Origin of the sequence: Thiorhodovibrio litoralis (assembly GCF_033954455.1) — a bacterium.
In the GTDB taxonomy this organism is placed as follows: domain Bacteria; phylum Pseudomonadota; class Gammaproteobacteria; order Chromatiales; family Chromatiaceae; genus Thiorhodovibrio; species Thiorhodovibrio litoralis.
Window position 1 is genome coordinate 2349578 of sequence record NZ_CP121473.1, and the last position, 18413, is coordinate 2367990.

The following is an 18413-nucleotide window of genomic DNA, read 5'->3' on the forward strand; positions in this document are numbered from 1 at the left end:
AATTAACAACAGATGGATGGGCGAGTCGTACAGACTTTTAACCCACCACTGGCAATCACCCGATCCAGCACCATCCGCAGGGCCTTCGCGTCAATAGGCTTGGTCAGGTAGTCGTCCATGCCCGCAGCGAGGTATTTCTCCCGATCGCCCTTCAGGGCATGGGCGGTCATGGCGACGATGGTGACCGACGGATCCAGGTCGCCGTTGTGGTTCTCCCGGATGTGTCGGGTGGCCTCGATGCCATCCATCTCCGGCATCTGCACGTCCATGAACACCAGGTTGAATGCCTGACCCGACAAGGCTTCCAGCGCCTGGCGGCCATTGAAGACTGAGCAGACGCGATGCCCCCAGCGCTCCAGCAGCATCGTCATGACCCGCAAGCTGTTCGGGTCGTCCTCGACGACCAGGATGCGCAGACCCTTGGCCGACGAGGGTTTCGCGGTCTGGCACTCTGCCGGGGTCGTCTCGGCGGCGACCATGCCCACCCTGATATCGAACCGCACGGTGGTTCCCCGGCCCAGGGTGCTTTCAATGGCGACCTGCCCGTCCATCAGGCCGACCAGTCGTTTGACAATGGACAGACCTAGGCCGGTGCCCTGGAAACGCCGACTGGAGGAGCTATCGACTTGGGTGAAGGGCTCGAACAGCTCGTCGATCCGGTCCGCGGGGATGCCGGCACCCGTGTCGGCCACCGAAAATCGCAGACGTTGGTGCCCGGCATCGATCGGCTCCAGCACCTGGACGTCCACGCGAACCTCTCCCCGGTCGGTGAACTTGACGGCGTTGCCAACCAGGTTGAATAGCACCTGGCGCAGCCGCGCGGCGTCGCCGATCAATTCCGCGGGCACCTCGGGGGCGATGTGTGAGTGCAGCGCGATGCCTTTGGCCGCGACCTGCGGCCGAAAGGCCGCTTTGATCTGTTCCAAGAGGGCGCCCAAGGTAAAAGGTTCGCACGCGATGGACAACATGCCGGCCTCGATCTTGGAAAAGTCGAGGATGTCGTTGATTACGGTCAGCAAGCTCTGGGAGGACGCCTTCGCCGATTTCACATATTCGGCCATTTCCTCATCCAGATCCGACATCTCCATGAGCTGGAGATAGCCCATCACACCATTGAGGGGCGTGCGGACTTCGTGGCTCATGTTGGCCAGGAACTCGGACTTGGCCCGACTGGAGGCCTCGGCCCGCTCCTTGGCGTCGATCAGCTCCGCTTGTGTCTGGCTGCGCGCTGCCTCGGCCTGATAGCGCAGCTCGATATCGATCAAGGCGCCCAGCTTGCTCGCCGATGCCAGTTCCTCGTCGCTCCAGCGCCAGCTATGCAAATGCACCGTCTGCGTCCAGGCCGCGAATGACTTGCGCGGACTAATGCGACCATCCGTCTCGATGGTGACCGGCTTGTTGGGATCGCCGCCCCAACTGACGTGGCGCACCTGCTCGGCGCGAAACCAGAGCAGCGCGAGATCCGGCGCCGAGGTCAAACGCAGGAAGACCAGGCCGGCCGCCGTGGCCCCCAGGTCTTGGGTGTCTGGGAGGTGATCACTGAGGCAATCGGTGGCGAAGACTGAGGCGCTGTCAACGCCGGTCCACGCGGGTAACTCGGCGACCAGCGCGGCGATGCGCGCGGTATCCGGTGTCGCGCCGCCGATTCGAACCTCCCCGCCATCGATCAGCGCGACACCTTCGGCCCCAACGGCGCCGAGCAGGTCGGGCCGATAGGGATCCTCAAGCAAGGCGGGAAGCCGCACCCCCTGGCGCATGGCGGCAATCACCCGCTCGCGGCAGGCTTTCAAGTCATGCTCATGGCGGCGGTGTTGAGCGTCTTCGGCGAGCTGGATCTGCGTCTCCATGTCTTGCGCCATCCAGTCCATCACCCGGCGGACTCGCTCCGGAACCTGATAGGGCGCACCATGGTGGCAGCCGATCAGTCCCCACAGCCGCTCCTCGCGGTAGAGCGACAGCGTCAGAGAAGCACGCACGCCCATGTTGCGCATGTACTCGACATGCACCGGTGAGACGCTGCGCAGCAGGCTGTGCGAGAGGTCGAGCGGCTGGCCGCTGACGGGATTGAGCGCCGGCGTGAGCGGCACTGGGACATAGTCGATATCGACGATCACCCGGGTGCGGTTGATCAAATACAGCTGCCGGGCCTGCACCGGAATGTCGGAGGCCGGATAGTGTAGCCCCAGAAAGGGCTCCAGGGCGTCCCGACGCGATTCGGCGACCACCTCGCCATGCCAATCCACCGGGTCGAGACGGTAGATCATCACCCGGTCGTAGCCGGTCAGATCACGCAACAAGGCGGCGGCGTTGTGCAGCTTTGCCGTCAGGTCTTTTTGCGCGCGGATCGGGTTGAGCCCGCGCACGGCCATGGCGAGCAGATCGCCTGGGACGGCGCCGGCGGGCGGTTCCGGCTCCAATTCCAGCAACACCAGCCCGTCGGACTCGTGCACATAGCCGGTCAGGGCGCGCGCATCCAGAGGGGATGGCCACGGAAACGAATAGGGGGCGCTGGGTTGTGCCTGGTAAGCCGCCAAGGCGTCTCGCACGGCGCTGACCAGCACGGCGCCCAGGGCCTGTTCCAGCGTCCGCTCGAGCAGATCCTCGGCGGCGATGCCGAGCAGTTCGCGGCCGGTGGCGGTGGCCTGGACAATCCGCCAATCCGGCCCGTGCAGGGCGAGCAGCACCCCGTGCGGCTGAATGGCGCCCGAGAAATGAATCGGTTCGGCGTCGCATTGGCTGAGGTCGGGAAGCTCAGGCGTGGCGTCAGGATTGGCTGCCATAACAAACCTTTGAGTATTGAGCCCTGAGATCGACGGCCAGGGAATCGAAGTCTACCACGGCAGCAAAATCAAGCGTTCCGACGCGCCCTGGTCATGCTCCGCGAAGCCGTTCGATGGCGTTCACTCCTGAACGGGGTCACCCCGCGAGTTCCCTTTGCCCATTACTCTGTGCAGCGCGTCGTGCAGGGCTTGGACGACGATGGGCTTGGACAAGTAGTCGTCCATGCCGGCGGCGAGGAACCTTTCCCGGTCTCCCTTCATGGCGTGGGCAGTCAGGGCGACGATCGGGACCGACGGATTCAAGTCGCCGTCCTGATTGTCCCGGATGTGTCGGGTGGCCTCAAGACCGTCCATCTCGGGCATGGATGCATCCATGAACACCAGGTCGAACGCCTGGCTTCTGAGTCTGTCCAGAGCCTGGCGGCCGTTCGCGGCTGTCTGCACCTGGTGACCCAGCTTATTGAGCATCATGCTTAGGACCTTGGTGTTGGTTGGTTCGTCATCGACCACTAGGACCTGCAACGCCTTGGTCGGTGCCAGCCCTGTCCGCAGCCCCGCCCGGACCGGCTCGTGGGGAGCCAGCTCGTCTTCGGCAGCGGTTTCCACCCTGATGTCAAACCGGACCTCAGTACCCTGGCCCAGGGTACTTGCGATGGTCACCTGGCCGTCCATCAGACCGACCAGTCGCCTGACAATCGCCAGACCCAGGCCGGAGCCCTGGAAGCGCCGGGTGTTGGAGCTGTCCACCTGGGTGAAGGACTCGAAGATGTCGGCGAGCCGGTCCTCGGGGATGCCGATGCCGGTGTCGCTGATCGCGAACTCCAGGCGCATCCGCGCCGGATCCTTTCCGGACAGAACACGGGTGTCCAGGCGGACCTCGCCGCGCTCGGTGAACTTGATGGCGTTGCCGAGCAGATTGAACAGCACCTGGCGCAGTCGGGCGGCGTCGCCGAGCACCCGCGCGGGCAGGTCAGGGGCCAAACCGGAGTGCAGGGCTACGCCCTTGTTTGCTGCCTGCTGGCGAAAAGCCGCGATGACCGATGGCAGCAGGGCATTGAGGTTGAAGGGTTCGTGGGCGATGGACAACTTGCCCGCTTCAATTTTCGAGAAGTCGAGAATGTCGTTAATCACGGTGAGCAGGGTCTGGGATGAGCCCATGGCGATGCTCACGGCTTCTTTGAACTGCGGCTCCAGCTCGGCATCGTCGAGCACCTGGAGCATGCCCATCACCCCGTTGAGTGGCGTGCGGATCTCATGGCTCATGTTGGCCAGGAACTCAGATCTGGCCTGGCTGGCGGCCTCGGCCCGCTCTTTGGCCTCGATCAGTTCTTGCTCGAGCGCTTTCTGATTGGTGATATCGATATGCGAGCCGATGATCCGGATGGGCTTTCCCGTGGGATCTTGGTGGATGAAGGCTTGGGCCAGCACCCAGATGTAATGGCCGTCCTTGTGGCGAAAGCGGAAAACGAGCTCATATCGGTCGGCCTTTGTGTTGATTGCCTGATCGAAATGCGCGAGGGCCTTGTCCAAATCATCCGGATGAACGCGGCTTTGCCATTCCTCGAAAGCATCGCCGATCTCGTCGTCGGCGTAGCCGATTTGTCCTTTCCATTCCTCGGAATAGTGGACTTTGTTGGTGATGAAATCCCAGTCCCACAGGCCAACATTGGCGAATCGAACCGCTTGCTCCAAGTCGTCTTTGGTCTCTTGGAGCGCGAGTTCGGCCTGTTTTCGCGCGGTGACGTCCTGAAAGGCGCCGGTGAGCTTGACCACTTCACCGTCTTTCAGGACTGGCTTGCCGATGGAGCGAGTCCACAGTGCCTGGCCCTTGGCCGTGATAAAGCGGACTTCGATGTCGTAGGGCTGAGCCTGCTCCAAGGCCGCCTGGACAACCGCCGCAATCTTGGGCCGATCTTCGGGGTGATAGAAATCGATGGCCTCTTGGACGGAGGGCATCTGGCCGACGGGAAGCTCATGAATCGCGTACGTCTGCTCGGTCCAGGTCATCTCCAGAGTGCGGGCGTCGAGCTCCCAGCCGCCGACCTTCGCCATGGCTCCGGTCTGCTGGAGCAAGGTCTTTAGTTGCTCCTCGGCCAGCGCTTGGCCGGTCATGTCGCGGGCAAGGTTCACCAAGCCGGTGACCCGGCCCTCTGGGTCGCGCAGCGGCTGATAGGTGACATCCATGTGCCGCCGGCCCAGGACAGGGAACTCGAACCAGCCTGAATACCTGACGACCTCCCCGGCCAAGCAGCGGTCGAGGCGGTCTTTGAGCTGGCTGGAAAAAAACGCTTCTCCAAAAAGATCGGTCACGGAGCGGCCGATAATTTCTTCCTTGGACAGGCCCCAGAAGCGCTCGTAAGCCGGGTTGACGCGCTGGTAGACGTAACTTTTGTCCAACACCCCCAGTGCATCCTCGGTGAGCTGCGCCAGCGGGGAACACCAGCGCAATTCTTCCAGCCGCAGCCACTCATCGCCCCCCTCGCTGACACCCCCGCATCTCTCCAGCTCAGCGATACGCCGGCGAGCTTGGTTCAGCTCGTCGATAAGCGCCTGCTTGGTCTTGTACTGATCGGAAGACATGGCGTTTGCTTCCCAGGAGCGGTGGTCGCTTCATGCGGATTGGTAAGGTGCCGAGTTTACAGGGAAAGCTAGCGGATGAGCCAAAAAAAGGGGCAGTGAAATATGCCGGATGATGTTGCCGCGAATTCGCGAATGCCGAGGTTGTCATCTGGTAGGTCATCGAGGCTAATCAAGCAGCCCGAGGATTGCGCTCAGAGGCGTTGCCAACGGACAGCACAGCAGCGCGCTTGGGATCTTCCAATAATTGGCAGGCGACCAGGTAGCCCGCCGCGCTCCAGGTCTGTTGCCGACGCGCCTGCTGGCCCACCAGGCGGCCGCGACGTCCGTCGTAATATTCCGGCCAGTCGTCGCGGCTCAGGCGGAGCTCGGCGGCCTCGAGCGCGCGTTCGGCCAGCGCCTCAGTGCCGGTTTGCAGGCCGACCAGGGTCAACAGCCACAGCAGCATCGGCCAATGTCCCCCGTTGTGATAGGACCAGGGGCGGTTCTTGCGGTCGCAGCCGGTGAGGATGCGCCAGTCGTGATCGGCCAGGGCCGGGAAGCAGAGCTTGAGCGGCACCTCACCGATCAGATCCTCAGCACGCTCGCTGAGTAGCTGCATGATGGCGCCGGTTTGCTCCTGGCTGGCCAGTCCGGCGGCGCAGGCAAGCAGATTGCCCTGTGCGAACCACCGGTAGTCAATTCGCCCGGGGCCGAGATTGCCGGCCAGATAACCGCCGCGCTCCGGCAGCCAGTCCATCAGCCATTCAGGAATGGTGTCGGGGTGGATGTTGAACTTGTTGATCGAGGTCGGGCCGTATTCCTCCACGCCATAGCGGTAGATCTGATTCAGTTGTGGCAGATCGAGCCAGTAGTAGGTGCGCACATGATGGGCGAGGTTGGACAGGCGTTGATCGAGCACCGGTCGATAGGCTTCGCTGGCCGGGTCCTTGGCGTCGAGCAGATCCGTGGCGGCGCGCAGAGCGGCGAAGAACTGCGCTTGAATATCGAGCGGATAGCCATAAACACCCATGCGGCGGTCGATCATGAATGAGCCGTCGGGCACCAGCATGGTCGGGAACATATCGAAGCGGCTGATCAGGCACAGATCCAGGATCAGACGAATGGCCTGTTGCACCTCGGGCCGCTCAGAAAACGCGCGGTCTGCGCTCGTGCGCACATAGGCGTGCAGGATCAACAGCCACCAGAAGCCAGAATCCACCGGCGCCACTTGGGCGATGGAGTATTCGCCGAAATCTGCGATTAACTGCTCGTCGGGCCCGTGGCAGGCCACTTTGAAGCTGGCCGGCATCAGCCCTTCGCCGGGTTTGAAGCAGTCGAGCTGCTGCTCCTGGCTCTGCAGGCGCAGGGTCGTTGCGAGAAAGTTGCGCACGATCTCCGGGCGACCGTCGAGCAGAAAGGCGAAGGCCGAGACGGCAAAGTCCCGGGTGAACACCTGATCGTAATTCAGCGGCGCAGTCTCGGCATCCTGTGCCGCCACGGTCCCGACCGCTTGGCCCTGGTAGGTCACCACGGAGGATTCGAGCAGCTGCCAGGCCTGTTGGATTGCCTTTGAGTTCATATCGCGGTCTCTTTCGGCGATGTTTAGCGCTTGAACCGCGACACCGTCTTAGTCAGCGCCTTGGTCAGCTGGTTCGCGCTTTGATTTGTTGACCGAAATGTCCGTTCGAGTGGCGGATTTCTTTCAGCGATTCAAGCCTTCCTGTGCGGATAGATCGGCCAATGCGGCAAGAATGTCCGCCGGCTCGGCACGCTGACGGTAATCGGTCTCGGCAAAGGCGTAGCGCACGACACCGTCGCGGTCGATCACAAAGGTCGCCGGGACCGGCAGCACAAAGCGGCCATCGCCGTTGTAGTCGGCGAGATCCAGCCCGAGTCCCCGTTGGTAGATCGCGCGCAGGGACTCCGGTACAGAGAAGGCAAGCCGGTAGGCCCGCATGGTTGTATCCTCGAGGTCGCTTAAAATCTCGAAGGGATAGCCGTCCTGTTCGATCTGCGCGAGGGAGCGATCCGGTTGCTGTGGTGTGACGGCGATCAGCTGTGCTTGATAGCGCGCGAAATGCGCCAGGCTTTGATGCAATCCGCGCAGTTGCAGATTGCAATAGGGGCACCAGGCACCGCGATAGAAAGTCAGAACCACCGGCCCATCGCGCAGACGTGCGGAGAGTCGCACTGTCTCGCCTCTGGCGTTGGGCAAGGCGAAGTCTGGCGCGGTCTCGCCAACCCGCAGCCCGGGCTCGGGCATGGCTGCGGCCAGCGCGGCCGCGGCTTGCTCCATCTGGTCGCGTTCATCGGCGTTGAAGGGGGATGGGTTGTTGGCTTTCTTGGCCTGAAAGGCCTGAAGTTCAGCCTGGTAACTCGGCAGTTTCGTTTCGTCGGCTGCGGTTGCGTTGCCGATGGGTGCGGCGGCCATGGTCATTGCAACAGCCAACGCGAAACCTCGATGGCGTCGCCTCGGCCAGGTATCACCGATCAATGAAAAGTCTCGGGTGACGGCTGTAACTTGCGTTGGCGATACTGTGCGCATGGCGTTCGCTCCTCTGCGACGGGGTGTTGGAATGAAACAGTTAATGAAGGCGTTAGCTTTCAATAAGGGATATAGCGAGGGTAGCATGATCGTAGGGTTGCTAATGTTACTTCTGCCGGTACTAGTTTACTTGGCGACGTTCCCGGTCTCTCGCAGACTGAGGCCGTCTATAAGGCTTGTGTACCGAATACTGGGCGGAATTCTCGTATTTGTTGGCAGTGCAACCTCGTTGTACTTTGCTGCATATACTGGAGATCAAGGAGGTATTGCCGCGTTCTTTTTTCAAATCGTTGTAATCTCGACGTATGTGCTGTTTTCGATAGTTTTAGTGGTCGCAAATTGGCTGATGCGAAAGCAAGAAAAGAAGTAGAACGCGGTCAACGTGAACGCGGGCGCGAAACGCGCCCGCTTGGGACGAAATGCCAGTTGGGAAGCTGCGTCAAGACGCTTGGCAAGCCTGAACCAGCTTACGTCCTCAGCTTACCTCGCCGTTACCGTGAACAACGAAATAGAGTGCTGTGAGCAGCAAGCTGACCTGAAACTCCATTCCGCCCATGGGATGGCTTTCAGTGGCCACGAAGCTCCACTGGCCCCAGTGGACCATCGCGATGGCACCGATGAGCACCGGAACCGTCGCTAGCGCGGCCAGGCGCGTGATCCAATCCCGGCGAAAAATTGGGCCCGCGAGCAGCCCCAGACCGCCAGCCACCTCAGCGACGGCAACGGCCAGCGCAATCGGCAAAGCCAGCCCCATCATGTCGGCAAATTGAGCCGGCGCAAGCAGCTTGCCGATGCCATGGAAAAGAAAGACCGCGGCGAAGCCGATCCGCAGTAGCCAGTGAGCATGAGGTGCCAAGTCCGCGAGTTGCAGCGTGGGGGATGAGATGGTATTCGTCGAGATAGCTGTTGCCATGATGATCTCCTTAGATCAGCCGAAAATTGATGTTGGACGCAGTATGTTGACCCGACCCGTCGTCGGGCGGCGCGCGGCCGCCCGACGGGCCTTGTCCAGGTCTGATTCTGCTCTGCGATGAGATCAGTACGCCAGATCAGGACTGCCGCCGAAGGCCCCGTAAATGTCCGGGCGTGCATGCGTGGGCGAACGGCCTTCACCAACATTCAGCAAATCCGGGTTGCCTTGGGCGACACCTTGATAGCGATCCAAGGTGTTCCCGGTGCCCGGCGAGACCGGTCCCGATGCTTGGAAAGCCCCGACGCGATGATCGCTGTCAGGATTGCCGCTGATAAAATCTTGCAGGCTGTCGGCGGCCTGCACGGACGTGGCGAGCAGAAGACCGGCGGTGGTAGTAAGGATCTTGTTCATGGGAAGACTCCGATAATTGGTTGGTTGATCAGATACCGGGTGTCGCAAGTCGCGGTCCCGGAGGCGGGTGCGGTGCCGGAATATCCGGCAGAGCATCGCGCCCTCACTGACCGAGTCGCTGGCAGACCCCGAAGGGTTACAGCGCAAGTGAAAAAATTTCTTGCTGCGGATTGTTGTTTGGGTTGTAACCTTTAATGCCGCACGCACGACTCACCAAATTGAGATGACCAAGCACCCAGGCGAAAGCACCGCAACCGCGCTCGACGACTTCGAAGCCACCCTGCGGCCGTTGTGGGATCGCGGACAAGAGGGCGACGAGGCCGCCTATCGACAAGCGCTGGAGCAGATTGCCAAGCGCTTGCGCGGCTGGTTTCGCCGGCGCATGCAAACCTTGCCGGATGATGTCGAGGATCTGGTGCAGGAGACGCTGCTGGCGATTCATCTGCAACGCGGCACCTACGACCCGAAGGTCCCGGTCAGCCGCTGGGTGTTCGCCATTGCCCGTCACAAGCTGATTGATCTGTGGCGCCGGCGCGGTCGCCGGGAGGCACGTCATCTGGTATTGGACGATCTCGCCGAAGGGGCGCTGCCAACAGTGAACGAGGAGTTCCCCGTTCAGCGCGATCTGGCGACCCTCCTTGGAACGCTGCCCCAGACCCAGCGCGCGGCGATTACGATGACCAAACTAGAGGGCTTGACCATGGATGAGGCCTCACAACGCAGCGGCACCTCGGTATCGGCGCTCAAGGTGCAGGTGCACCGCGGATTGAAACGGCTCTCGGAACTTGCGAGGAAGACCCTATGAAAACCAGTAATTTGATCGACTTGCTCGCCACCGAAGCCGGCCCCGCGCCGCGTGCGGTGGTGGCCCGGCGCTTCACCCCGGTCGTGCCGTTTGGATTACTGGCAAGCATCGCCGCGACCCTGGTGCTGCTCGGCCCGATTCCGGCGAACCTCTGGGCCGAGCCCGCACCCTGGATCAAGCTCGCCTATGCTGGCGGGCTTGCCACCGGCGCGCTCTGGCTCACAACGCGACTCGCCCGGCCGGTTGCACGCACCGACGGGCCCGTCATCAGCGTCACGGTGGTTGTGGTCCTCATGGCATTGCTGGCCTTGGCGACGCTTGTGGCTCTACCCGCGTCCGAGCGTCTGGCGGCACTGCTTGGGCACTCCTGGACGCGCTGCCCGGTCAATGTCCTTTTGTTGTCCCTGCCGACGCTGGCCGGAGCGGTCTGGGCGCTGCGCGGGCTGGCGCCGACCAAAGCGCGCGCGGCTGGCATGGCTGCCGGACTGCTGGCTGGGGCCGTCGGTGCCTTTGCCTATGCCCTGTCTTGTACCGAACTGTCAGCGGCTTTCGTGGCTGTTTGGTACAGTCTTGGCATTGCGTTGGCCGGCGGGCTTGGTGCCCTGATCGGCCCACGGATGCTGCGTTGGTAATGCGGCAGTTTTCCTCGAGCACTCTGAGCCAGCCCTCCGCTGCGGAGGCCGTTGCCGATCCGGTGCGGACCCTAGTTTGGCAAACAGCGACGGCAGCAATGCATCCCAATGAGGGCGCTGAGAGACCATGCTTCGGATGGAGAACGGCCACGATCACCGCCGCCCAGGAAGGGACCACCGGTTGGGATGTTTGGCCCCGAGCCGATACGACGCATCTCGCCCTCGCGAGCCTCCTGTCTCAAGCCGCACCTAAACTCGTAAGGGTTGCTTGGTTTTCCTGTCCATATAATCTGACTGACAAATCTCCAGAAAGAATCTCCCGGAGCACCCTATGACCGAGTTCCGCACCGAAACCGACAGCCTTGGGGAGGTCCAGGTTCCTGCCGACAAGCTCTGGGGCGCTCAGACCCAGCGCTCGCTTGAGCATTTCAGCATCGGCGACGACCTCATGCCGCGGGAGATGATCGGCGCCTATGCCACGCTGAAGAAGGCCGCGGCAACGGTCAATCACGCCGGCGGGCGACTAGGCGAGCCGCAGCATGCGCTCATCGTGCAGGTCTGCGACGAGATCTTGGTCGGTCAGCACCATGACCAATTCCCTTTGCATGTCTGGATGACCGGCAGCGGCACCCAGTTCAACATGAATGTGAACGAGGTGATCTCCAACCGCTGCTGCCAGATCGCCGGCAGCCCGCTCGGGGCCAAGACCCCGGTGCACCCCAACGATCACGTCAACATGTCGCAGTCGTCGAACGATTCCTTTCCCTCGGCGATGGCTATCGCCGCAGCAGTGGCGACGACCGCAAAGCTTCTGCCCTCTGTGCGCGCGCTGCGTGACGCGCTCGACGCCAAGTCCAAAGCATGGGACGGACTCGTCAAGATCGGCCGCACCCACATGCAGGACGCCACGCCGCTGACGCTGGGCCAAGAGGTTTCCGGCTACGTTGGCATGTTGGATGAAGCCGCCGGATGGATCGAGCAGGCGCTGTCGGGCGTCTACCGCCTCGCCCTCGGGGGGACCGCAGTGGGCACCGGCCTCAACGCGGCACCCAACTTCGACACCGAGGCCGCCACGGAGATCGCCAAGCTGACTGGCCTGCCGTTCGTGACCGCGCCGAACAAGTTCACGGTGCAGGGCGCCCACGACGCCCTCGTGCAGTTGCACGGCAGCTTCAAGACGCTGGCCGTATCGTTGTTCAAGATCGCCAACGACATCCGGCTGCTGTCCTGCGGACCGCGTTGCGGACTCGGGGAGCTCAATATTCCCGCCAACGAGCCGGGCTCCTCCATCATGCCGGGCAAGGTCAACCCGACCCAGTGCGAGGCGCTGGCGATGCTGGCTGCCCAGGTCATGGGCAACGATGTGGCGGTCGGTATCGGCGGAGCCAGCGGCTATCTCGAGATGAACGTCTATAAGCCGCTGATCATCTTTAACGTCGCCAAATCCGCGCGGCTGATCGCCGATGGCTGTCACAACTTCCGCGTCTTCCTAGTCGAGGGCACCGAGCCCAACGAGAAGCGGATCGCAGACTATGTCGAGCGCTCGCTGATGCTGGTGACGGCCCTGAGCCCAGTGATCGGTTACGACAAGGCATCGCAGGTCGCCCACTATGCCCTGGACCATGACATGACCCTGCGCGAGGCCGCATTGAAGCTCGGCTTCGTCGCTGCAGACGAATTTGACCGGGTGGTGGACCCGGCGAAGATGACCCATTCCTACATCGCCTAAGCCACCGACGAGGTCAGCGGCATCAGTTAAACGCGCCGCCGATTTTGATGCTCGTTGTCGGCCCCTCGGCTCCGTTCGCTCCTATCAACACGAGAGAGACAGACCATGCCCATGACGACCATCTCCAAGCGCGGTTCAGAGCTGCTTCAAGATCCCTCCTTGAACAAATCCACCGCCTTCACCGAGGCCGAAAGGCAGGCCCTGGGCCTTGTGGGTCTGGTACCCGATGTGACCGAGACCGAGGATCTGCAACTGCGCCGGGTGATGCTGCAGCTCAGCCATAAGCACACCGACCTCGATCGCTACATCTTTCTGGTCAATCTGCTCGACCACGATGAAACCCTGTTTTACCGGACCATCATGTCCGACCCGGCCCGCTTCCTGCCGATCATCTACGACCCGACAATCGGCGAGGTCTGTCTCAAGTTCGGTCACATTTACCGCCAAACCCGGGGTATGTATGTTTCGATCGAGCGGCGCGGGCAGGTTCGGGACATCCTTGGAAACTGGCCCCAGAAGGACATCCGCTTCATCTGCGTAACCGACGGTGGACGCATCCTCGGCCTCGGTGACCTCGGTGCCAACGGCATGGGCATCCCGATTGGTAAGCTCCAGCTCTACACTGCTGCGGCCGGGGTGCCCCCTCAGTACCTACTCCCGATGTATCTGGACGCGGGCACCAACAACGAGCAATACCGCAATGACCCGCTCTATCTCGGGCTGCGCAAGGCGCGTCCGCCGACGGACGAGCTTTTTTCGTTCGTCGACGAGCTGGTTGAGGCGGTGCAGGAGGTGTTTCCGCGTTGCTGCATCCATTTCGAGGACTGGACGGGGGTAGATGCGGTGCATTTGCTCGAGCGCTACCGCGACCGATACTGCGTCTACAACGACGATGTTCAGGGTACAGCCGGTATCACCCTGGCCGGGATGATCAACGCCGTGAAGCTCAAGGGCACCCAGCTCAAGGACGAGAGCTACCTCTTCCTCGGCGCCGGATCGGCGGGCATTGGCCTTGCCAACCTGCTGTGTTCGGCGCTGGTCGCCCAAGGCATGTCGCTCGCCGACGCGCAGGCCAAGGTGCACATGTTTGACGTCAAAGGCCTGCTGGAGCCGAGCCGCACGGACCTAGTCGACTTCCAGCGACCCTATGCGCACCCGAACGAGCCCTGCACGGACTTCGCCGCTGCGATCAAGCACCTGAAGCCGACGACGCTTATCGGGGTCAGCACGGTCGGCGGCGCCTTCACCCAAGAGGTCGTCGAGGCGATGTCGCAGGTGAACGAGCGCCCGGTGATCCTCGCCCTGTCGAACCCGACCGATCACGCAGAATGCACCGCAGAGCAGGCCTACACCTGGTCCAAGGGCAAGGTGATCTATGCCGCAGGTGTCCAGTTCGATCCGGTCCATTATGAGGGGCAGGTCTTCCTGCCGGGACAAGCCAACAATTTTTACATCTTCCCGGCGGTGGGCATGGCGATTTACGCGACCCAGGCCAGTCGCGTCAACGACGAAATGTTCATCGAGGCAGCAGCGGCGGTCGCGGATCAGGTGCCGCCCGAGATGCTCAAGCAGGGGCTGCTTTATCCGCCTCAGTCGAACATCTTGGAGACCGAAATCCAAACCGCCGCTCGGGTCGCGCAACTCGTTTTCGACCTGGGCCTCGCGCGCGTTGATCGTCCGACTGATATGGTCGATTTCATTCGCGCCCATGTCTATCGGCCCGAATATCCGACGCTCGTCTGAGCCGTGCAGAGCAGCCACCGCCTATGGGCGTGAGGTCACGGATAATGCGAACGTTCGCGCCGACCCGACCGAACACCAACCGGCGCCGGCTCCGAGCGCTCGATCCCCGGTCCGCTACCCTTCGGCCAACTCAGGGTAGGGCTCTGGGCCATGCTCTTAGCGCGGCTGTTCAAGTCCCTGCCGCTGACCCGCCAGAACTACGGCACGGACATGCGGATCATCGCCTGTATCACCGATGCCGCGCCCGTCGAGAAGATTCTCGGGCAAATCGGCGAGCCTGGTCGACTGCTTCGCTCCGTTATTCGCGGCAGTGAAAAGCCGAAGATAGACGCTTGCGCGCTTAACCATTCAATGTCCGGTTTGTCGAAATTGCCACCAATGGCAGCCGAAGGCGCGACTGTCTGCTCCTGGCCGCTATGTGAAGCTTCACATAGCGGCCAAAAGCCGACGCACGGGTGAGCCCTACTTCACCTATCGTCTGGTGGAGTCGGTTCGCGAAGCCGGGCGCGTGCGCCAACGCACGGTGGTGAATCTCGGCCGCCACTTCGAGGTCCCGCGCGAGCAATGGCCGGCCTTGGCACGGCGCATTGAGGCATTGGTTGGCGGGCAGTCGGAGCTGTTCTCGCAACTGGATGCCCGTTGGGGCGGAGAAGAGTTCGCTGTGATCCTGCCAAACTGCAGGCTCAGCGATGCGGCACTACTGGCCGAAAAGCTTCGCGCCCTGATTGCCGATGAAGCCTTCGCCCACGTGGGGCAAGTCACCTCCAGCTTCGGTGTCGCCGAGTGGGCACCGCAAGAGAGCCTTGATCAGTGGATCAAGCATGCCGATAATGCCTTATACGCGGCCAAGGCAGCCGGACGCAACTCTGCTTTTGTGCATAAGGGTCAACCGAATGGAGCACATTAACCTAAATCCGGCAGCTCGGGAGCCTGAAATTCTCTAAGCCCATGTTTTGTAAGTAGGCCACTCAACTGCAGAGCAGTTGGAATGGTCACTAAACGAGTGACTTGCAACTTCCAACAATGTCGCATGGTTTCAGGCTGATATGATCAGAAAGCTAGCCCAACTGCCGGTTTTAAGATTAAGGCAGCTCCCCGCAACGAAGTAAGCAGTGATTTCTGATAACCACCGCCGACCTGAATAGTCACCCGATGCATCAATGACATGCCATTTTTCCAGGACTTGACAGTTAGAAAATTACAGAAAGGCCAAACAAGCGGAATCGACTTATACGATGGAACAGGGATCTAACAGCCACAGCGGTTGCAACGAGCCCGAACATCTATCGTCCGCGCCGCGCGCCCTGTGGTCGAACGAACGGGAACAGATGCTATCCCACGCTGCGCGCATGGCCCAGGTGGGCGGCTGGACGCTAGAGCCAAACAGCAGTCGATTCCGACCGACCGTTCACTGGTGCCATATCCACGGCGTCGAGCCGGGTGAATCGACCCTGGACAGCCTATTGCGAATCCTCCATCCCGATGACCGCGCGGGGATGCTGGCGGCCATCCAGCGCGCCTTGGAAGAAAAAACGCCCTACGTTCATCAGCACCGCATTATCCGTCCGGACGACCAAAGAACTCGCTTCATTCAGGACTATGGCGAGTTCCTGTATGACGCCAATGGCAAGCCCACGACTTTGTGCGGCGCCGCGCAGGACATTACTGAGCGGATTCGGATGCAAGACGCAATCCGGGATACCGAGGAACATTTGTATCTGGCGTTGCAACTTTCAAAAACGGCGATCTGGGAGTGGCATACAGACACCGACCAAGTGACATGGTCTGAGGACATGGCTTCAATGTGGGGCCTTGCTCCGAGACTGTTTCGTGGCACCTTCGAGGAGATCGCCTCGCGCATCCACCCCGATGATCTTGCGCACTGGCGCAAGAGCATGCAGGCCTGTGTTGAGGATGGCGCCGAACTCAACCTCGAGTTTCGTGTCCTCTGGCCCGACGGGTCAAGTCACTGGTTGGCCACCGATGGCGACGCGATTCGCGGCGCAAACGGTCGAGCCATCCGCCTGGCAGGTGTGGCCCGCGACATCACCGAACGTAAAACGAGCGAGCAGGATTTGCTCGAAAGCCAGATACGGCTGGAACAGTTGGCCTATTACGATCATCTCACCGGACTCGCCAACCGACGACTGCTGTTGGATCGACTGAGCCAAGCGATCGCCGTCGCCGACCGTGAGAACTCTCGGCTGGCCGTCTGCTATCTGGACCTGGACGATTTCAAGCCTGTCAACGATCAGTGCGGACACCAAGTAGGGGATATTCTTCTGCAAGCCGTTGCAGCACGCCTGGTTTCCTGTGTCCGCCCAAGCGATACCATTGCCCGCTGGGGTGGCGATGAGTTCGCGCTACTGTTTTCCGATGTCGCCGACCGGAACGCATGCATTCAGATTCTTGACCGTATTCTGCATGGCCTGAACGAACGCCTGATCAAAGAGCAACCACAACCCGTTTCGGCCAGTATCGGTGTGACCCTGTATCCAGAAGATCATGGCGATGCCGACAGCCTGTTGCGACATGCCGATCACGCCATGTACCTGGCAAAGCAGTGCGGACGCAACAACTATCAGTTCTTCGACCCCGAGAAGGATCCTCTCGGCATCGCCAGCCGCGAACGTCTGCGCGACATCCAGCAGGCGATCAACGCCGGCGAGCTAAGACTCCTATATCAACCGATCGTCAACATGCGCAGCGAGTCCACTGCGGCGGTCGAGTCCGTGGAGGCGCTGGTGCGCTGGCAGCATCCGCGGCGCGGCCTCCTGGCGCCGGGCGAATTTCTACCCGCCATCGAGGGCAGCGACCTGATCCGCCAACTCGATCGCTGGGTGCTGCGCGAGGCCTTGGCCCAGCAAGAAGCCTGGGTCGGTCAAGGGCTGCACCTGCGCCTGCATATCAATGTCTCAGCCTATTCGCTGCTGACACCCGATTTCATGGTGGATGTTTCAGGATTCATCGGCCAGCACCCAGGTGTCCAGCCCGGTGGTATTGAACTCGAAATCCTGGAAACCGCAGCGCTCAATGACCTGGATCTGGTCAGCGCGGTGATCCACCAGGGTACCCTGCTCGGGTTGTCCTTCTCACTCGATGACTTCGGAACCGGCTATTCGTCGCTGACCTACATCCGTCGACTCTCCGCCCGGACGCTCAAAATCGATCAAACCTTTGTGCGAAACATGATCAAGGATCATGAAGACCGCGCCATCGTCGAAGGGGTCATCGGACTGGCCCGCGCCTTTAATCTTGCGGTCATTGCCGAAGGCGTGGAAACCCTGGAGCACGGTTGTCTGCTGATGCGCCTGGGTTGTGATCGCGTTCAAGGCTATGGCATCGCCCGCCCCATGAATGCCGAACGACTCACCGAATGGGCGACCGCTTATCGGCAGCCCGCGCTCTGGGCTGAGCTGACGGAATATCTGGCAGAAGACTTGGCGCCGGCATAGCACAACCAGGCTGCTTCCGCGTTCATCCGGGCTGTCTCGCAAGCTGTGCGCTATACATTCTTAGAGTCAGCGTCCACGCCATCCAAGAGTGGCACGAGGGTTGCTGCCAGATTGGCGAAATCCTGAGCGCCACGACACTTTGGCGCATAGCTACGAACCGGCTTGCCAACACTGAAGGCTTCAGCCAAACGAATGTCGGAGCGAATGCCGGCCAGAACCCTCGGCGCGCCGAATTGACGCGCGACCTCGCCGGTCACCAGACGATGCTGGCGGATGTGCGCCGCCGACATGGTCGGCACAAAGCCGAGGATTTTCAGTTGCGGATTGGCGCCGCCCGAGATGATCTTGAAAAGCACCCGCATCAGTTGCCGCACCCCTTCCAGGGAGAGATGGTGCGGAACATAGGGCACCAGCACCCAATGCGCCGCCGTCAGTGCGTTGAACAACAGATGGTCCAAAGAAGGGGGCGTGTCGAGAATCACCAAATCGAAAGCCGAGGCGATGTCTTGGTGCGCGAGCGCTTCAGCTAACCGCCCTTGCCCCCCCACACCGCTACCATGCTCGAATCGTTGGTCGGCCGGACATAGGGAGAGATTCGCAAAGGCGCTCGGGTAGACGGCAGCCGAGAGTTTTGCCAGAGGGTCGAGAAAGATGCTATGGGCCGTGGGCGCATCCCGGTCCAATTTCAGGCCCAGCCCGGCGGCACAATGGCCCTGTGAGTCGAGATCAACCAGAAGAACCCGGCGCCCGAGCGCGGCCAGTTCGGCAGCGAGATTGACTGCCACCGTGGTCTTGCCGGTGCCACCCTTGCGGTTGGAGACGGCAATGATCCGGGGCATGG

14 protein-coding genes and 1 pseudogene are annotated in these 18413 nt (G+C 61.5%); 8 read left to right on the top strand and 7 right to left on the bottom strand.

Annotation, left to right across the window (positions count from 1 at the left end; translation table 11 throughout):
- Window positions 1-2: 2 nt before the first annotated feature.
- The 6 genes from Thiosp_RS10490 to Thiosp_RS10515 all read right to left on the bottom strand — a co-directional run bounded on the left by Thiosp_RS10490 (window position 3) and on the right by Thiosp_RS10515 (window position 9208).
- Window positions 3-2780 carry an ATP-binding protein gene (locus Thiosp_RS10490; RefSeq protein ID WP_323697033.1) on the bottom strand — a complete coding sequence of 926 codons (2778 nt, stop codon included), beginning with the start codon at window positions 2778-2780 and terminating at the stop codon, window positions 3-5.
- A 120-nt stretch (window positions 2781-2900) separates the two neighbouring features.
- The gene (locus tag Thiosp_RS10495) at window positions 2901-5360 is read right to left on the bottom strand and encodes a PAS domain-containing sensor histidine kinase (protein WP_201067341.1); all 2460 of its coding nucleotides are present in this window, start codon (window positions 5358-5360) and stop codon (window positions 2901-2903) included.
- A 169-nt stretch (window positions 5361-5529) separates the two neighbouring features.
- Window positions 5530-6918 carry a glycoside hydrolase 100 family protein gene (locus Thiosp_RS10500; RefSeq protein WP_201067343.1) on the bottom strand — a complete coding sequence of 463 codons (1389 nt, stop codon included), beginning with the start codon at window positions 6916-6918 and terminating at the stop codon, window positions 5530-5532.
- Window positions 6919-7041: 123 nt separating this feature from the next.
- Complete coding sequence (locus tag Thiosp_RS10505) at window positions 7042-7776, bottom strand: peroxiredoxin-like family protein (protein WP_201067345.1); 735 nt, start codon at window positions 7774-7776, stop codon at window positions 7042-7044.
- Between the two features lie 583 nt (window positions 7777-8359).
- Window positions 8360-8797 (bottom strand): DoxX family protein, encoded by a 438-nt coding sequence (locus Thiosp_RS10510; RefSeq protein WP_201067348.1) that lies wholly within the window; start codon window positions 8795-8797, stop codon window positions 8360-8362.
- A gap of 123 nt (window positions 8798-8920) precedes the next feature.
- On the bottom strand, window positions 8921-9208 hold the full coding sequence (locus Thiosp_RS10515; protein WP_201067350.1) for a hypothetical protein: 288 nt from the start codon (window positions 9206-9208) through the stop codon (window positions 8921-8923).
- Window positions 9209-9431: 223 nt separating this feature from the next.
- Here Thiosp_RS10515 and Thiosp_RS10520 point away from each other — a divergent pair, with 223 nt between their 5' ends.
- From Thiosp_RS10520 to Thiosp_RS10550, 8 genes and pseudogenes are all read left to right on the top strand, one after another.
- Complete coding sequence (locus Thiosp_RS10520) at window positions 9432-10013, top strand: sigma-70 family RNA polymerase sigma factor (RefSeq protein WP_201067352.1); 582 nt, start codon at window positions 9432-9434, stop codon at window positions 10011-10013.
- The gene (locus Thiosp_RS10525; protein ID WP_201067354.1) at window positions 10010-10645 is read left to right on the top strand and encodes a DUF1109 domain-containing protein; all 636 of its coding nucleotides are present in this window, start codon (window positions 10010-10012) and stop codon (window positions 10643-10645) included. Before Thiosp_RS10520 ends, Thiosp_RS10525 begins: the two co-directional genes overlap by 4 nt.
- Window positions 10646-10976: 331 nt before the next feature.
- Window positions 10977-12374 (top strand): class II fumarate hydratase, encoded by a 1398-nt coding sequence (gene fumC, locus Thiosp_RS10530; RefSeq protein WP_201067356.1) that lies wholly within the window; start codon window positions 10977-10979, stop codon window positions 12372-12374.
- A 105-nt stretch (window positions 12375-12479) separates the two neighbouring features.
- The gene (locus Thiosp_RS10535) at window positions 12480-14117 is read left to right on the top strand and encodes an NAD-dependent malic enzyme (protein ID WP_201067358.1); all 1638 of its coding nucleotides are present in this window, start codon (window positions 12480-12482) and stop codon (window positions 14115-14117) included.
- Window positions 14118-14267: 150 nt separating this feature from the next.
- Window positions 14268-14576 carry a hypothetical protein gene (locus tag Thiosp_RS10540; RefSeq protein ID WP_201067360.1) on the top strand — a complete coding sequence of 103 codons (309 nt, stop codon included), beginning with the start codon at window positions 14268-14270 and terminating at the stop codon, window positions 14574-14576.
- Window positions 14536-14760, top strand: a pseudogene (locus Thiosp_RS24945) (IS1634 family transposase); the annotation flags it as partial. The gene Thiosp_RS10540 and the pseudogene Thiosp_RS24945, both read left to right, overlap by 41 nt.
- 18 nt (window positions 14761-14778) lie before the next feature.
- Complete coding sequence (locus Thiosp_RS24950) at window positions 14779-15024, top strand: diguanylate cyclase (protein WP_456129273.1); 246 nt, start codon at window positions 14779-14781, stop codon at window positions 15022-15024.
- A gap of 421 nt (window positions 15025-15445) precedes the next feature.
- Complete coding sequence (locus tag Thiosp_RS10550; protein WP_201067362.1) at window positions 15446-17572, top strand: putative bifunctional diguanylate cyclase/phosphodiesterase; 2127 nt, start codon at window positions 15446-15448, stop codon at window positions 17570-17572.
- Between the two features lie 50 nt (window positions 17573-17622).
- Here the strand turns inward: Thiosp_RS10550 and Thiosp_RS10555 are convergent, their stop codons facing one another.
- Window positions 17623-18411 (bottom strand): ParA family protein, encoded by a 789-nt coding sequence (locus Thiosp_RS10555; RefSeq protein ID WP_323697034.1) that lies wholly within the window; start codon window positions 18409-18411, stop codon window positions 17623-17625.
- Window positions 18412-18413: the final 2 nt, after the last annotated feature.

Bases quoted from the DNA above. Each gene is read 5' to 3' on its own strand.
- Thiosp_RS10525 (WP_201067354.1), top strand. From the start codon at position 10,010: ATGAAAACCAGTAATTTGATCGACTTGCTCGCCACCGAAGCCGGCCCC.
- Thiosp_RS10500 (WP_201067343.1), bottom strand. From the start codon at position 6,918: ATGAACTCAAAGGCAATCCAACAGGCCTGGCAGCTGCTCGAATCCTCC.
- Thiosp_RS10555 (WP_323697034.1), bottom strand. From the start codon at position 18,411: ATGCCCCGGATCATTGCCGTCTCCAACCGCAAGGGTGGCACCGGCAAG.
- Thiosp_RS10540 (WP_201067360.1), top strand. From the start codon at position 14,268: ATGCTCTTAGCGCGGCTGTTCAAGTCCCTGCCGCTGACCCGCCAGAAC.
- fumC (WP_201067356.1), top strand. From the start codon at position 10,977: ATGACCGAGTTCCGCACCGAAACCGACAGCCTTGGGGAGGTCCAGGTT.
- Thiosp_RS10490 (WP_323697033.1), bottom strand. From the start codon at position 2,780: ATGGCAGCCAATCCTGACGCCACGCCTGAGCTTCCCGACCTCAGCCAA.
- Thiosp_RS10505 (WP_201067345.1), bottom strand. From the start codon at position 7,776: ATGACCATGGCCGCCGCACCCATCGGCAACGCAACCGCAGCCGACGAA.
- Thiosp_RS10515 (WP_201067350.1), bottom strand. From the start codon at position 9,208: ATGAACAAGATCCTTACTACCACCGCCGGTCTTCTGCTCGCCACGTCC.
- Thiosp_RS10510 (WP_201067348.1), bottom strand. From the start codon at position 8,797: ATGGCAACAGCTATCTCGACGAATACCATCTCATCCCCCACGCTGCAA.
- Thiosp_RS10520 (WP_201067352.1), top strand. From the start codon at position 9,432: ATGACCAAGCACCCAGGCGAAAGCACCGCAACCGCGCTCGACGACTTC.
- Thiosp_RS10495 (WP_201067341.1), bottom strand. From the start codon at position 5,360: ATGTCTTCCGATCAGTACAAGACCAAGCAGGCGCTTATCGACGAGCTG.
- Thiosp_RS10550 (WP_201067362.1), top strand. From the start codon at position 15,446: ATGCTATCCCACGCTGCGCGCATGGCCCAGGTGGGCGGCTGGACGCTA.
- Thiosp_RS10535 (WP_201067358.1), top strand. From the start codon at position 12,480: ATGCCCATGACGACCATCTCCAAGCGCGGTTCAGAGCTGCTTCAAGAT.